This window comes from Halomonas pelophila (genome assembly GCF_040196315.1).
Lineage (GTDB): Bacteria > Pseudomonadota > Gammaproteobacteria > Pseudomonadales > Halomonadaceae > Halomonas > Halomonas pelophila.
Window position 1 is genome coordinate 40,680 of record NZ_JBEGCI010000014.1, and the last position, 13,177, is coordinate 53,856.

General features: G+C 70.6%; 13 protein-coding genes. 7 read left to right on the top strand and 6 right to left on the bottom strand.

The features are described from left to right. The first annotated feature begins 12 nt into the window (after positions 1-12). Positions 13-984 carry an aldose epimerase family protein gene (locus tag ABE957_RS14910; RefSeq protein ID WP_349759453.1) on the top strand — a complete coding sequence of 324 codons (972 nt, stop codon included), beginning with the start codon at positions 13-15 and terminating at the stop codon, positions 982-984. A gap of 33 nt (positions 985-1,017) precedes the next feature. Beyond that, positions 1,018-2,007, top strand: a complete 990-nt coding sequence (locus ABE957_RS14915; protein ID WP_349759454.1) for a carbohydrate kinase family protein — start codon at positions 1,018-1,020, stop codon at positions 2,005-2,007. Between the two features lie 134 nt (positions 2,008-2,141). On the opposite strand, the gene ABE957_RS14920 is transcribed toward ABE957_RS14915, so the two are convergent. The 3 genes from ABE957_RS14920 to zwf are packed head-to-tail and all read right to left on the bottom strand — an operon-like array spanning position 2,142 to position 5,066. Continuing rightward, positions 2,142-2,804, bottom strand: coding sequence for a bifunctional 4-hydroxy-2-oxoglutarate aldolase/2-dehydro-3-deoxy-phosphogluconate aldolase (locus ABE957_RS14920; RefSeq protein ID WP_349759455.1), 663 nt, complete (start codon positions 2,802-2,804; stop codon positions 2,142-2,144). Between the two features lie 34 nt (positions 2,805-2,838). Beyond that, positions 2,839-3,516 (bottom strand): 6-phosphogluconolactonase, encoded by a 678-nt coding sequence (pgl, locus tag ABE957_RS14925; protein WP_349759456.1) that lies wholly within the window; start codon positions 3,514-3,516, stop codon positions 2,839-2,841. A gap of 53 nt (positions 3,517-3,569) precedes the next feature. Continuing rightward, positions 3,570-5,066 (bottom strand): glucose-6-phosphate dehydrogenase, encoded by a 1,497-nt coding sequence (zwf, locus tag ABE957_RS14930; RefSeq protein ID WP_349759457.1) that lies wholly within the window; start codon positions 5,064-5,066, stop codon positions 3,570-3,572. Positions 5,067-5,285: 219 nt separating this feature from the next. Here zwf and ABE957_RS14935 point away from each other — a divergent pair, with 219 nt between their 5' ends. The 4 genes from ABE957_RS14935 to ABE957_RS14950 all read left to right on the top strand — a co-directional run bounded on the left by ABE957_RS14935 (position 5,286) and on the right by ABE957_RS14950 (position 9,673). Next, on the top strand, positions 5,286-6,158 hold the full coding sequence (locus tag ABE957_RS14935; protein WP_349759458.1) for a MurR/RpiR family transcriptional regulator: 873 nt from the start codon (positions 5,286-5,288) through the stop codon (positions 6,156-6,158). Between the two features lie 436 nt (positions 6,159-6,594). Beyond that, positions 6,595-7,449, top strand: a complete 855-nt coding sequence (locus tag ABE957_RS14940) for a putative selenate ABC transporter substrate-binding protein (RefSeq protein WP_349759459.1) — start codon at positions 6,595-6,597, stop codon at positions 7,447-7,449. Beyond that, entirely contained in the window at positions 7,449-8,153 is a 705-nt protein-coding gene (locus ABE957_RS14945; RefSeq protein WP_349759460.1) for an ATP-binding cassette domain-containing protein, read from the top strand. The genes ABE957_RS14940 and ABE957_RS14945 overlap by 1 nt, the downstream gene beginning before the upstream one ends. Beyond that, positions 8,150-9,673, top strand: coding sequence for a PhnE/PtxC family ABC transporter permease (locus tag ABE957_RS14950; protein WP_349759461.1), 1,524 nt, complete (start codon positions 8,150-8,152; stop codon positions 9,671-9,673). The genes ABE957_RS14945 and ABE957_RS14950 overlap by 4 nt, the downstream gene beginning before the upstream one ends. A 48-nt stretch (positions 9,674-9,721) precedes the next feature. Here the strand turns inward: ABE957_RS14950 and ABE957_RS14955 are convergent, their stop codons facing one another. Together ABE957_RS14955 and ABE957_RS14960 are read right to left on the bottom strand one after the other, a co-directional pair. Next, positions 9,722-10,084: a RidA family protein gene (locus tag ABE957_RS14955; protein WP_349759462.1), complete on the bottom strand. Its 363-nt coding sequence runs from the start codon at positions 10,082-10,084 to the stop codon at positions 9,722-9,724. Between the two features lie 66 nt (positions 10,085-10,150). Further along, the gene (locus tag ABE957_RS14960) at positions 10,151-10,492 is read right to left on the bottom strand and encodes a TraR/DksA family transcriptional regulator (protein WP_349759463.1); all 342 of its coding nucleotides are present in this window, start codon (positions 10,490-10,492) and stop codon (positions 10,151-10,153) included. A 474-nt stretch (positions 10,493-10,966) separates the two neighbouring features. Between ABE957_RS14960 and ABE957_RS14965 the strand changes: the two genes are divergently transcribed. Continuing rightward, positions 10,967-12,175, top strand: a complete 1,209-nt coding sequence (locus ABE957_RS14965; RefSeq protein ID WP_349759464.1) for an MFS transporter — start codon at positions 10,967-10,969, stop codon at positions 12,173-12,175. A gap of 137 nt (positions 12,176-12,312) precedes the next feature. Here ABE957_RS14965 and ABE957_RS14970 read toward each other — a convergent pair whose 3' ends face one another. Beyond that, positions 12,313-13,167 (bottom strand): universal stress protein, encoded by an 855-nt coding sequence (locus ABE957_RS14970; protein ID WP_349759465.1) that lies wholly within the window; start codon positions 13,165-13,167, stop codon positions 12,313-12,315. Between the last annotated feature and the right edge of the window lie 10 nt (positions 13,168-13,177).

Sequence of the window (13,177 nt, forward strand, 5' to 3'; positions counted from 1 at the left end):
CAAGGAGGTCACATGATTCCCGAATCGCTTGCCGCGCTGGTCGAGGAGACCCGCGGTCAACGCCGTGCCGACTGGGCCGGCCGTGAGGTCTGGCTGGCCAATGAGGCCTGGGGGCAGCTGGCGGTGTCGCTGCAGGGCGCCCAGGTGCTCCACTTTTTACCGAAGTCGCCCGAAGACGCGACCGCTGAGGGCTCGCTTACTAACGCGCCCGAGGCCGCGCGAGGCGCTGGCGAAGCGGCCGACGGCGAGGACGCCTTGGTGCCCGGTGGCTGGCTGTGGGTCACCCCGACGCCCCAGGAGCTGCCCGGCGCGATCCGCGGCGGCATCCCGCTCTGCTGGCCCTGGTTCGCCGACGAGAACACCGCCGACGAGTCACCGGACCGCTCCGGCCCCATGCACGGCCCGGCGCGCAAGGCCGACTGGCGCCTCGATGCCGTGGACGAGCACGAGGAGGGCGTGGAGCTGCACCTCTCCCCGCTCGAGCGGCTGCACGGCCAGCTGGTGCCCCGCGCAGTGATCCAGGCCAACGCCCGGCGCCTGCACGTGGAGCTGATCACCGAGCACGTCGGCGAGACCCCGGTGAAGATCACCGGCGCCCTGCACAGCTACCTGGCGGTCGAGGATGCCTTCGCCTGCCGCGTGGAAGGCCTGGCCGGCGCCCACTACCTGGACAAGCTGGCCGACTTCGCCGAACGTGATCAGCAGGGCGAGCTCGGCGTGCGCGGCGGCCTGGATCGCATCTACCGCAGCAATGCCGAACTCGTCCTCGACGACGGCAGCCGCCGGCTGCGCATCGCCCGCCAGAGCAGCGACTCGGCGGTGATCTGGCACCCCGGCGACACCCCGCCCGCCGATACCGCGGCCGAGGCCGCCCGCCACTTCCTGTGCGTCGAGTCGGCCAATACGCGCCTCGACCCGGTGTGGCTGGTGCCCGGCGCCCAGCACCTGCTGGGCACCACCCTGTCCCGGGCGGACGACGCCTGAGCGCCGCCCCATCCAACGTGAGGAGCCTCGACCATGCTGCCCGTCATCACCTTCGGTGAAGCCCTCGTCGACCTGCTCTCCAGCCGCCTCGGCAAGCCCGCCGGCGACACGGCAGACGCCGCGGACGTCTTCACCCCCGAAGTCTTCACCCCCTATGCCGGCGGCGCCCCGGCCAACGTCGCCGTGGCCTGCGCGCGCCTGGGCGTGCCCAGCCGCTTTCTCGGCATGCTCGGCGAGGATCATTTCGGCGATCTCGTCGCCGGGGAGCTGGCCGCCCACGGCGTCGACACCTCGGGCGTGGTGCGCACCAATGAGGCGCGCACGGCGCTCGCCTTCGTCCATCGCGACGCCGCGGGCGAGCGCTTCTTCGAGTTCTATCGCCCGCCGGCGGCCGACCTGCTCTACCGGCTGGAGCACCTGCCGGCCGGGGTCTTCGCCGAGCCGGCCATCCTGCACGTCGGCAGCAACAGCCTGACCGAGCCCGAGATCGCCGACACCACGCTCGCCATGGTGGAGATGGCGCGCCGCGCCGGCTGCCTGATCAGCGTGGACGCCAACCTGCGCCACGACCTCTGGGCCGGCGGCACGGCCGACATCAGCCTGGTCACCCGCCTGCTCGATGCCGCCGACCTGATCCGGCTCTCGACCGAGGAGCTCGACGACCTGCGCGCCGACCACCCGCGGGACGGCTGGCTGGCCGAGCGCTTCGCCGCCGGGGTGAAGGCCGCGGTGATCACCGACGGGCCGGGCGATATCTGGCTCAGGACGGTCGAGCTGGACGAGCGGGCCACGCCGCCGGAGGTGCAGGCCGTGGACACCACGGCCGGCGGCGACGCCTTCACCGGCGGCCTGCTGGCCGAACTCGCCGCCGGGGTGCCCAGCGACGGCGCCTGGCACCGGGACGCAACCCTGCTGCGCCGCGCGGTGGCCTTCGCCAGCCGCTGCGGCGCCCATGCCGTGACGCGCTCCGGGGCCTTCGCCGCCCTGCCGGATCGCGACGACCTGGAGCGCATGGGGCGCTGATCACGGTCGTGGTTCACCCTACCCCCGGGCCGGCATCGCTGGCCAAACAAAAGCCCCGGCCGGTGGCCGGGGCGTGGAGTCGGGGCGTCGTCGTAAGAGCACGGGGATCCCCCCCCCGGCGGAGCAGGACGGCCTCAGTGGTGGAAGCGCTCGGCCGCCTCGCGGGCCAGGGCGCGGATGGCGTCCCAGTCCTCGGCCTCGACCAGCGACTCGGGCGTGAGCCAGCTGCCACCCACACACATCACGTTCTTCAGCGCCAGGTACTCCTCGGCGTTGTTGATGCCGATGCCCCCGGTGGGGCAGAAGCGCGCCTCGGCGATCGGGCCGGCGAAGGCCTTGAGCGCCTTGGTCCCACCGCTGGCCTCGGCCGGGAAGAACTTGAAGCGCCGGTAGCCATACTGCCAGCCGACCATCAGCTCGGAGACGGTGGCGATCCCCGGCAGCATCGGCACCGCGCTGCCGACGCCGTAGCGATAGAGCGCCTCGGTGGTGCCGGGGGTGACCACGAAGTCGACGCCGACCTGCTCGGCCTGGCGATACTGGGCCGGGGTCAGCACGGTCCCCGCGCCGATGCTGGCCTGGGGCAGCGCCGCCTTGATGCGTTTGATTGCCTCCAGGGCGCAGTCGGTGCGCAGGGTGATCTCGAGCACCGAGAGCCCGCCCTCGACCAGGGCCCTGGCCAGCGGCACGGCATCCTCCACGCGCCGGATCATCAGCACCGGGATCACCTCGGCCTTGAGGCAGATGCTGTCGAGCTCGGTGGTGCGGGTAGAGGGCAGCTGTTTGTCGATCGTCATGTCATGGCTCCAGAAAATCAGGCAGAAACGGGGCTCAGGGCGCCCAGTAGATGGCCACCGGGCAGGCCAGGAAGGCGCGGATGGGCAGCTCGCGGGCGTCGTCGCCACACAGCGCCCGAGCCAACACGTCGCGCTTCTCCTCTCCGGTGATATGCAGGAAGTGGCGCCGGGCGCGATGCAGCCGCTCGGCACTCAGCGTCAGGCGCGGCTGGGGCTGGCTCGGCGAGCGCACCGCCACCGCGGGTGCGGCGGTGGTCAGCGCCAGGTCGAGCTCGCGGCTGTCGGGCAACAGCGAGGCGGTATGGCCGTCGCCGCCCATGCCCAGCACCGCGACGCTGGCCGGCCAGGCCAGGCCCTCGAGTCGCGTGGCGACCTCGTCGACGCCCTGCTCTGGCGTCTCGTGATCGGTGGTCAGGGGCACGAAGGTCGCCTCGGCGGCCGGCCCATGCAACAGGTGCTCGCGCACCAGGCGGGCGTTGCTGTCGGGGGCCGCATCATCCACCCAGCGCTCGTCGGCGAGCGTCACCTCGATGCGCGCCCAGGGCAGGTCCCTGGCGGCCAGGGCCCGGAAGAAGGGCAGCGGCGTCGAGCCTCCCGACACGATCAGCAGCGCCCGCGCCTGGCGCTCGAGGTCCTGGCGCAGGGCCTCGGCCACGGCCTCGGCCAGCTGTGTCGCCAGCTGCTCGCGGGGGGACGGGGTCGTATCGGTCATTTCGGGGCTCCTTGTGCCGGTCTTGTCGTGCCGGTCCTTTTTTGCCGGTGGTGTCAGTAGTCCTCGTACCAGCTTCGGCCGTCCTGGGTGATCATCGCGATGGAGGCCACCGGCCCCCAGGAGCCGGCGGGATAGCGCCGCGGCGGCTCGTCGCGATCGGCCCAGGCGGCCACCAGACTATCGCACCACTGCCAGGCGTGCTCGACCTCGTCGCGTCGCACGAAGAGGTACTGCTGCCCCTTCATCACCTCCAGCAGCAGGCGCTCGTAGGCATCCGGGATCCGCGTCTTGGGGAAGGCGCTGCCGAAGTCCAGGTGCAGCGGGCCACGGCGCAAACGCATGCCCTTGTCCAGGCCGCTGTCCTTGGTCAGCACCTCCAGGGCGATGCCCTCCTCCGGCTGCAGGCGGATCACCAGCTTGTTGGCGGCGAGCCCGCGCTGGTCGGGGTCGAAGATGTAGTGCGGCTGCTGGCGGAAGTGGATGATGATCTGGGAGAGCTTCTCCGGCATGCGCTTGCCGGTACGCAGATAGAAGGGCACCCCGGCCCAGCGCCAGTTGGCCACGCCGGTCTTGATCGCCACGAAGGTCTCGGTATGGCTGTCGGCGTTGGCGCCTTCCTCCTCGAGGTAGCCCGGCACGGCCTGGCCATCGTGGGTGCCGGCCATGTACTGGCCGCGCACCACGTCGCGGCCCAGCATGTCGTCGCTGAAGGGCGTGAGCGCCTTCAACACCTTGACCTTCTCGTCGCGGATGGCGTCGGCGTCGAGGTTGGCCGGCGGGTCCATGGCGATGAGGCAGACCAGCTGCAGCAGGTGGTTCTGCACCATGTCGCGCAGCTGGCCGGCCTCGTCGAAGTAGCCCCAGCGCCCCTCGATGCCGACCTTCTCGGCCACGGTGATCTCCACGTGGGAGATATGGTTCTGGTTCCACTGGGTGCCGAACAGCGGATTGGCGAAGCGCAGCGCGATCAGGTTCTGCACCGTTTCCTTGCCAAGATAATGATCGATGCGGTAGACCCGCGATTCGGGGAAGACGTCGCCGATGGCGTCGTTGATCTCGGCGGAGGAGTCGAGATCGAAGCCGATGGGCTTCTCGACCACCACGCGGCTCTGCTCATCGAGGCTGCCGCTGGCCTTGAGATGACGACAGATGTCGCCGTATATCTTCGCGCCCACGGAGAGATAGACGACCAGCGGGCGCTCCCGTCCCGGCTCGCGCCACTCGCGCACGGCGCCGTAGCCCTCCGACTCGAGGAACTCGAGTGACAGGAAGTCCAGGCGCTGGAGGAAGCGCGTGAGCACCTCCCGGTCCAGCTCGGCGGCCTTGACGTGGTCCTCGAGGGACGCCTCGACCCGTTGCCGGAAGCCCTCCCGGTCGAGGTCATGGCGCGCCAGGCCCAGCAGCCGGGTATTCTCGTCGAGGAGCCCCTCGCGATCGAGGTGGTAGAGCGCCGGCAAGAGCTTGCGCTGGGCCAGGTCCCCGAGGGCACCGAACAGCGCCAGATCGATGGCCGAGCTGCCGGTCTCGGCGGGCCGATTGCGTGGTGTCATGTCCGCCCCATCTGGTTAACTTACTTAAAAAATAGCGCATGAAAGGCAATAGCAGCAAAGATTTTATGTAAACTTACATCTTGATTGATAGCCACGTGAGCGGTCTTCCCGCCACCTTTGCGCTTCTCTCAGCATAGCCAGCATAATGTAGTTAAATCACCACATCACCCATGTTTCATCCGCGCCGCCGAGGGCGCCTCGCCGGAGACTGCACTGCTCATGGTCCGACACGATCTGCTCGACCGCATCCGCCGCCAGCTCGACGAGCTCAACCGATCCGAACGCAAGGTGGCCGACGTCATCCTGACCGACCCGGCCTCGGCCACCAGCATGAGCATCGCCACCCTGGCCCAGCTCGCCTCGGTCAGCGAGCCCACGGTCAACCGCTTCTGCCGCAGCTTCGACGCCAAGGGCTATCCCGACTTCAAGATCAAGTTGGCCCAGAGCCTGGCAGGCGGCACGCCCTACGTCAGCCAGGCGGTGGAACCGGACGACGCCGCGGCCGAGTACACCGGCAAGATCTTCGGCGCGACCATCGCCGCCCTGGACCTGGCCCGCCGCGAGGTCGCCCCGGAGCGCATCGAGCGCGTCGTCGACTACCTGATCCAGGCGCGGCAGCTGCACTTCTTCGGCCTGGGCGCCTCGGGCGCCGTGGCCCAGGACGCCCAGCACAAGTTCTTCCGCTTCAACCTCCCGGTCAGCGCCTATATCGACGTGCTGATGCAGCGCATGGTCGCCGCCGCCTGCCACACCGGCGATGTGGTGGTGATGCTCTCCTGGACCGGGCGCACCCGGGACCTGGTCGATATCGCCCGGCTGGCCCGGGAGAACGGCGCCGTGGTGCTCGGCATCACCGCCCCCGGCTCGCCGCTGGCCGCCGAGTGCACCGAGACCCTGGAGGTCTCGACCCCCGAGGATACCGACTACTACATGCCGATGACCTCGCGGATGATCCAGCTGACGCTGATCGATGTGCTGGCCACCGGCATGACCCTGCGCCGGGGCGAGGACTTCCTGCCGCACCTGAAGAAGATCAAGGACAGCCTGAAGCCGACCCGCTACCCCGTCGACGGGCGCGACGACACGGCCTGAGACCCTCGTCTCCCCATCAGCCTGACAACCCTGGCGGAAACCCTGTCTAGAGACCCGGGCCTGATGCCCCGGGCCCCACGACTCGGACCGATATCCCAGGACAATGGCAGTTGGATATGGCGAGGAGCGCCGGGGACAGGTCGAAGAGGAGGTCTTTTGCCAGGGGTGAGGAGGATTCCTCCGAACGGGCTGGCCAAGGATGGCCAGCACCGGACCTGCAAGCGGAGCGGGATGCGAGAGCGCCGCAGGGCAAAAGTAGCGCCCAGGGACGGGTCCACAGCGCCTCCTCGATGGTCCGGCACCCCGGGACCTGTCAACGGATCAGCCCGAGCGACAACGCTAACTGCGATAGACCTGGGCGGATGCCCCGCCGAACTTGCCAGGCTGGCGGGGAGGCACAACAATGGCGGGCCCATCGACCACTCCGGAGACCGCCATGCGCTGGCTTGCCACATCCGCCGTCGCCCTCTGCCTGTTCGCACAGGGCGCCGCCGCCGACACCTTCCGCTTCACCGCCATTCCCGACGAGAACCAGTCGCGGCTGGTCGAGCGCTTCTCGGCGGTCGCGGACTACCTCGAGACGCGCCTCGACGTCGAGGTGGAGTACGTGCCGGTGAAGTCCTACGGTGCCTCGGTCAGCGCCTTTCGCAACGATCAGGTCCAGCTGGCCTGGTTCGGCGGCCTCTCCGGGGTGCAGGCGCGCCGCCTGGTGCCGGGCTCCGTGGCCCTGGCCCAGGGCACCGAGGATGCCGAGTTCAAGAGCTACCTCATCGCCCACCGCTCCACCGGCCTGGAGCGCGCCGAGACGCTCCCCGAGGCGATCCGCGATAAGAGCCTGACCTTCGGCTCGCGCACCTCCACCTCCGGTCGCCTGATGCCCGAGCACTTCCTGCGCCAGCGCTTCGACGCCGCCCCCGACGAGCTGTTCTCACGGGTCGGCTTCTCCGGGGACCATTCGCGCACTATCGCCCTGGTGGAAGCCGGCACCTGGGAGCTGGGCGCGGTCAACTTCAGCGTCTGGGACGCCGCGGTCGCCGACGGCCGGGTCGACACCGACAAGGTCGAGGTGATCTGGGAAACGCCCCCCTACCCGGACTACAACTGGACGGTGCGCGGCGACGTCGATGCACGGTTCGGCGAGGGCTTCACCGATCGGGTGCGCGCGGCCCTGCTCGAGATGGACGACCCGGAGCTCCTGGCGAGCTTCCCGCGGGAGGGCTTCATTCCCGCCGATAACGCCCTTTACGCGCCCATCGAAGACGTCGCCGAAGAGCTCGGCCTGCTGCGCTGATGGGCGCGTCGCTGCTCGCCCTGGAGGGCGTCGACCTGGGTCACGGCGACCAGGTGGTGCTGCCGGGCCTGCGCCTCGGCCTGTGCCACGGCGAGCGCGTGGCCCTGCTCGGCCAGAGCGGTGCCGGCAAGTCGACCCTGCTTCACGAGCTGCGACACCGGCTGGGTGAGTCGGCCGCCTGGTGTCCCCAGCAGCACGGCCTGGTGCCGGGGCTCGCGGTCTACCACAACGTCTACATGGGGCGGCTCGCCGAGCACTCGGCGCTGGCCAACCTGTGGAACCTGGTGCGCCCGCTGGCCGGGCCCTGGCACCAGGTCGCCGAGCTCTGCGACGCCCTGGGCCTGGCGGGGCTGATGCACCGGCCCGTCGGTCAGCTCTCCGGCGGCCAGCGCCAGCGGGTGGCCATCGCCCGGGCGCTCTACCAGCAGCGCGCCCTGTTCCTCGGCGACGAACCGGTGGCCAGCGTCGACCCCCACCAGGCCCTGCGCCTGCTCGAGCTGATCGACGCGCGCCACGCCACCTCGGTGATCGCCCTGCATCAGCGTGAGCTGGCGCTCACCCACTTCGACCGGGTCTGGGGGCTGCGCGACGGCCGGCTGGTGATCGACGCCCCGGCGAGCACGCTGCGCCTGGCCGACCTGGACGCCCTCTACCCGGATGCCGGCGGCGACTCCGCCGAGGGCGAGGCCGGAGGCGACGCGTGACCGGCACCGAGCTTGCGCGACGCGACACCCGCCCCCGCTGGCTGAGCGGCCAGAGCACCGGGCTGCGGCTGGCCCGCCACACCCTGACGCTGGTGGCCCTGGCGGTGGTGCTGGTGCCCTTCGCCGATCTCGCGGTGGTGACGCGTGATCCCTGGGGCGAACTCGCGCAGATGGCCCGCGGGCTCGCCTGGCCCGCCTGGGGCACGGTGGAATCGCCCCTCGAGGCCCTGGGCCTGACCGTGGCGGTGGCCCTCTGGGGCACGCTCGGCGGGCTGCTGCTGGGCTTTCCGCTGGCGCTGCTGTTCGCCCGGTCGCGGCTGGTGCGCGCCGGCTGCGCCTTCGTGCGGGCGATCCATGAGCTCTTCTGGGCGCTGCTCTTCCTGCAGGTGTTCGGCCTCTCCGCCGCCACCGCGCTGATGGCCCTGGCCATCCCCTATGCCGGCATCTTCGCCAAGGTCTTTGCGGAGATCCTCGAGCAGATCCCCGGCGCGCCGCGAGACGCCCTGCCGCCCGGCGTCTCGCGGCTGTCGCGCTTCGTCTATGCTGAGCTGCCGCTGGCCTGGACGCGGCTCGCCGCCTACACCCGCTACCGCTTCGAATGCGCCCTGCGCGCCAGCGTGCTGCTGGGCTTTGTCGGCCTGCCGACGCTGGGCTTCCAGCTGGAGACCGCCTTTCGCGAGGGGCGCTATCACGAGGCCGGGGCGCTGCTGTGGCTCTTCTACCTGCTGATCGCGAGCCTGCCCTGGTGGGGACACCGCCGGCTGATCCCGCTGCTAGCGATCGGCGGGCTCTTCCTGCTGGCGCCCTGGCCGGAGGTGAGCGGCAGCCTGCTGTGGCGCTTCGTCAGCCAGGACATCTGGCCGCCGGCGCTGCTCACGAGGGACTGGGGGGGACTCATCGACTGGCTGGCGCGAGTGCCCGACCTGGCGCCGGCCATCGGCAACACCCTGCTGCTTGGCCTGCTGGGCAGCGTCGGGGCGCTGCTGGTGGCCCTGGCGCTCTGGCCGCTGGCCTGCCGCCACTTCGGCAATCCCGCCACTCGGCTGGCCGGGCGCGGGCTGCTGCTGTTCCTGCGCTCGACCCCCGAGCTGATGCTGGCCTTCCTGTTCCTGCTGCTGCTGGGGCCGTCGCTGCTGCCCGCCTGGCTGGCGCTGTCGCTGCACAACGGCGCGCTGATCGCCTTTCTGGTGGCGCGCCACGCCGATGCGATCACCCCGGGCATGCCGGACGCCAGCGGCGTCGGGCGCTTCGCCTACGAGCTGCTGCCGCGGGTCTACCCGGGGATGCTGGCGCTGCTCTACTACCGCGCCGAGGTGATACTCCGCGAGACGGCGATCCTGGGCATGCTGGGGGTGGCCACGCTGGGCTACTACATCGACGCCAACTTCGAGTACCTGCTGTTCGACGTCGCCTTCTTCCTGCTGATGGTCACCGCGCTGCTCAACATCGCCGTGGATGCCCTCTCGCGGCGGCTGCGCCCGCGCGAGGCCGCCGTCATCGACGACCCCTGCCAGCGCTAGGCGACCGGGACGCGACGCGAATGGGCCGCGGCGTCCCGGCTCGCCACCTTAGTTGCTCGGCACCAGCGCGGTGACGGTGATCTCCACCTTCAGCTCGTCGGCGGGCAGGGGCGCGCAGACGCAGGTGCGGGCCGGCGCATGGCCGGTGGGCACCCAGTCGTCCCAGACGGCGTTCATGGCGGCCACGTCGTTGCCGTCCTTGAGGTAGATCGTCGCCGAGAGCAGGTGCTCGCGGTCGGAGCCGATCTCGGTGAGCAGCGCATCGACGCGTTCCAGCATGCTCTGGGTCTGCTCGGTGATGTCGCCATGGCGCGCCTCGGGACCGGCCACCTGGCCACACAGCCAGGCCACGCCGTTGTGGATCACCGCACGGCTCATGCGCGCCTTGGTGTCGTGTCGTTCGATGCTCATCGTGTTTCTCTCCGTCGGGTCATGTGTCGTCGAGTCATAGTGTCGCCGAGGCACGCCGCGGTGGCGTCACTCGGCACAGTCGATGCATTTCAGCACCAGGGGGTCGCGCTCCAGGCGCCGGGCGTCGATCCAGTCACCGCAGGCGATGCATTCGCCGTACTCGCCCCGGTCGATGCGCGCCAGGGCGCCGGTGATGCGCTGCTGGGCCAGCTGGCGACGCTGCTCCTCGGCCTTGGCCATGGCCTGCCCCTGCAGGGCATCCATGCGCGACAGCCGCCCCACCGAGGTCTGGTCCAGCATCACGGTCTCGCGGGCACCGCGGCCGGCCTCGCTCTGCGCATGCAGCTCGGCGCGCAGCGCCTCGAGCCGCGCCACCAGGGCCGCCATGTCCAGTTCCGGGTGATTCATCGCCGCCTCCACTCCAGGGCACGGGGTCGCGTCGTAGGGCTATCGCAGATAGCTCCCATCGCTCAGGGCTGATCTGGGGGCAAGCCTTTGAGCGGAGCCGGCCCTCCGGAGGCGCTGTGACCCCTTCCTTGGGCGCTACCGACGCCCTGCGTCGCTCTCGCGTCCCGCTCCGCTTGCAGGGCCGGTGCTGGCCATCCTTGGCCAGCCCGTTCGAAGCGATGCTTCTCACCCCTGGCGTAGGACCTCCTCGTCGGCTTGCCCCCAGCGCACCTCAGCGATAGTGCTGGGTCGCGTCGCTCACGCCCGCCACCCTGAGCGCTCAGCTGCTACCCTAGGGCGCTTCGGGTGTCGCGGCCGCGACGGCCCCATCTTGCCACTGCGGCCGAGCCATCGCACTCCCGTCGTGCCCGTTACGCCACCTCGGGTGCGCCATCTCACTCCTGCCACCCACGCCATGCCACCCAGGAGGTCATCATGGGCTATCGCATCCTGCTGCGGGATCATCGCGGGCTGCTGAGCATCGCCTTTCTGGCGATGTTCTCCTCGAGCCTGGGTCAGAGCTTCTTCATCGGGCTCTTCCAGGCGCCGATCTCGGCCCGGCTGGGACTCAGCGCCGGCCAGTTCGGCACCGCCTATGCCCTGGTCACCCTGGCGGCCGGCTTCGCCATGCTGCGCTTCGGCCCGCTGATCGACTGGGTGGCGCCGCGGCGCTTCGCCCTGGCGGTGCTCGGCGCCCTGCTCACCGGGGTCGCGCTGCTCACCCTCTCGCCCTGGTGGCTCCTGGGGGTGCTGGGGCTGGGCCAGGTGCGCCTGTGCGGCCAGGGCATGATGACCCATCTGGGCAACACCCTGGCCGGCCGCGAGTTCGAGAGCCTGCGCGGCCGCGCCCTGGGCCTCACCGGCATGGGCATCATGCTGGGCGAGACGCTGCTGCCGCCGCTGATGGCGGCGCTGCTGGTGTGGCTGGGCTGGCGGCAGCTGTGGTGGCTGTTCGCGCTGGTCCTGGCGCTGCTGTGGGTGCCGCTGCTGCTGCGCGGCCCCTGGCCGGCGGCGCCCGGCACGCGTCCGGTGCGCGGAGAGCGCCGCGGCGGGCCACGCCCCTTCCGAGAGGCGCGCTTCTGGCAGCTGCTGCCGCTGCTGATGATCCTGCCGGTGACCATGACCGGGCTCTTCATCTATCAGGCGCGCATGACCGAGGACCTGGGCAGCTCGCTCACCGTCTATGCCCTGGCCCTGACCGGCATGGGACTCGCCAAGCTGCCCGGCGCCCTGCTCGGCGGACGCTGGGTCGATCGCCTGGGGCCGGTGCGCCTGGCCCGGCTCTACCTGCTGCCCTTCGCCCTGGCCCTGGTGGTGGCCATCACCCTCGGCGGCCACCTCGGCATCTGGGCGCTGATGGTCGGCGGCGGGCTTGCCATGGGCGCCCAGGAGTCCATCGCCACCAGCCTGCTGGTGCGCCTGTGGGGTGCCGAGCACCTGGGCACGGTGCGCGCCACCCTGAGCGCCGCCATGGTCTTCTCCACCGGCATCGCCCCGGCGCTGCTGGGCGTGGCGCTCGACCTGGGCGCCTCCTTCAGCCTGGTGCTGATCGGCATGCTGGCCTTCCTGGTCATCGGCTGGGCCCTGGCACAGGGCGTGCTGGCGAGCCCCGAGGCCCAGGGGCCGGGGACCAACGAGATCTAAGGGCCCGACGAGACCTGAGGATCTGACGAGATGTAGCGCCCTGACACGACGACGCCGGCTCTGGGGCCGGCGTCATCGGTGACGGCGCATTGCTTTCGAGATCTGAGGCACGCGCCGTCGGGCACGGGGGCTTGCGATCAGCGCAGCAGCAGCACCGGCAGGCTGGTACGACGCAGCATGGTGGTGGTGGTGCTGCCGACCAGCAGGTGGCGGATACGCGAGTGGCCGTAGGCGCCCATCACCAGCAGGTCGATGCCGTGCTCCTGCTGGTAGCCGCGCAGGGTCTCCTCGACCTCGCCGGCACGGATCGCCCCCTCGGCCTCATGGCCGGCCTCGCGCAGGGTCGAGAGCGCCCACTCGAGCTGGGAGCGGTTGTCACCGGTCTCGGCGCCGACGATCACCACGTGGCAGGGGATGCCGTTGAACAGCGGGCTCTTGGCCAGCATCTCGACGCCCTTGCGGGTGGTCTTGCTGCCGTCGAAGGCGATCATCACGCGCTCGGGGCGCGTGAAGGTCTCCGGCGCCATCAGGATCGGCCGGTGCAGGGTGCGCACCACCCGCTCCAGGTTGGAGCCGAGGTGGTCGCTCGCCTGGTGGGCCCCCTCGCCACGCTTGCCGATCACCAGCAGACGCATGTCGGCCTCGAGCTCGGCCAGGGTCTCCACCAGGGTGCCGTTGCGTTGGCGGGTGGCGGGATCGCTCACGCCGTCCTCGATGGCCCGCTCCTTGGCCGCCTTCAGCATCAGCCGGCCCTGCTCCTGGGCCACCTTGGCGCGCTGCTCGTCCAGGTGCGAAAGCTCCTCGAGCAGGTGCTCCCGGGCGCCAAGCCCGAGGTTGCCGGACAGGTCGGCCTCGGCGGTCTGCGGGTGGTTGTCGACCACGTGCAGGAAGGTCAGCGGCGCGCCGAGCGCCAGGCTGGCCCAGGCCGCGTAGTCGCACACCCCTGCGGAAAACTGCGAGCCGTCGATGGCGGCCATCACCTGTTCTGTCATCGTCTTGTCC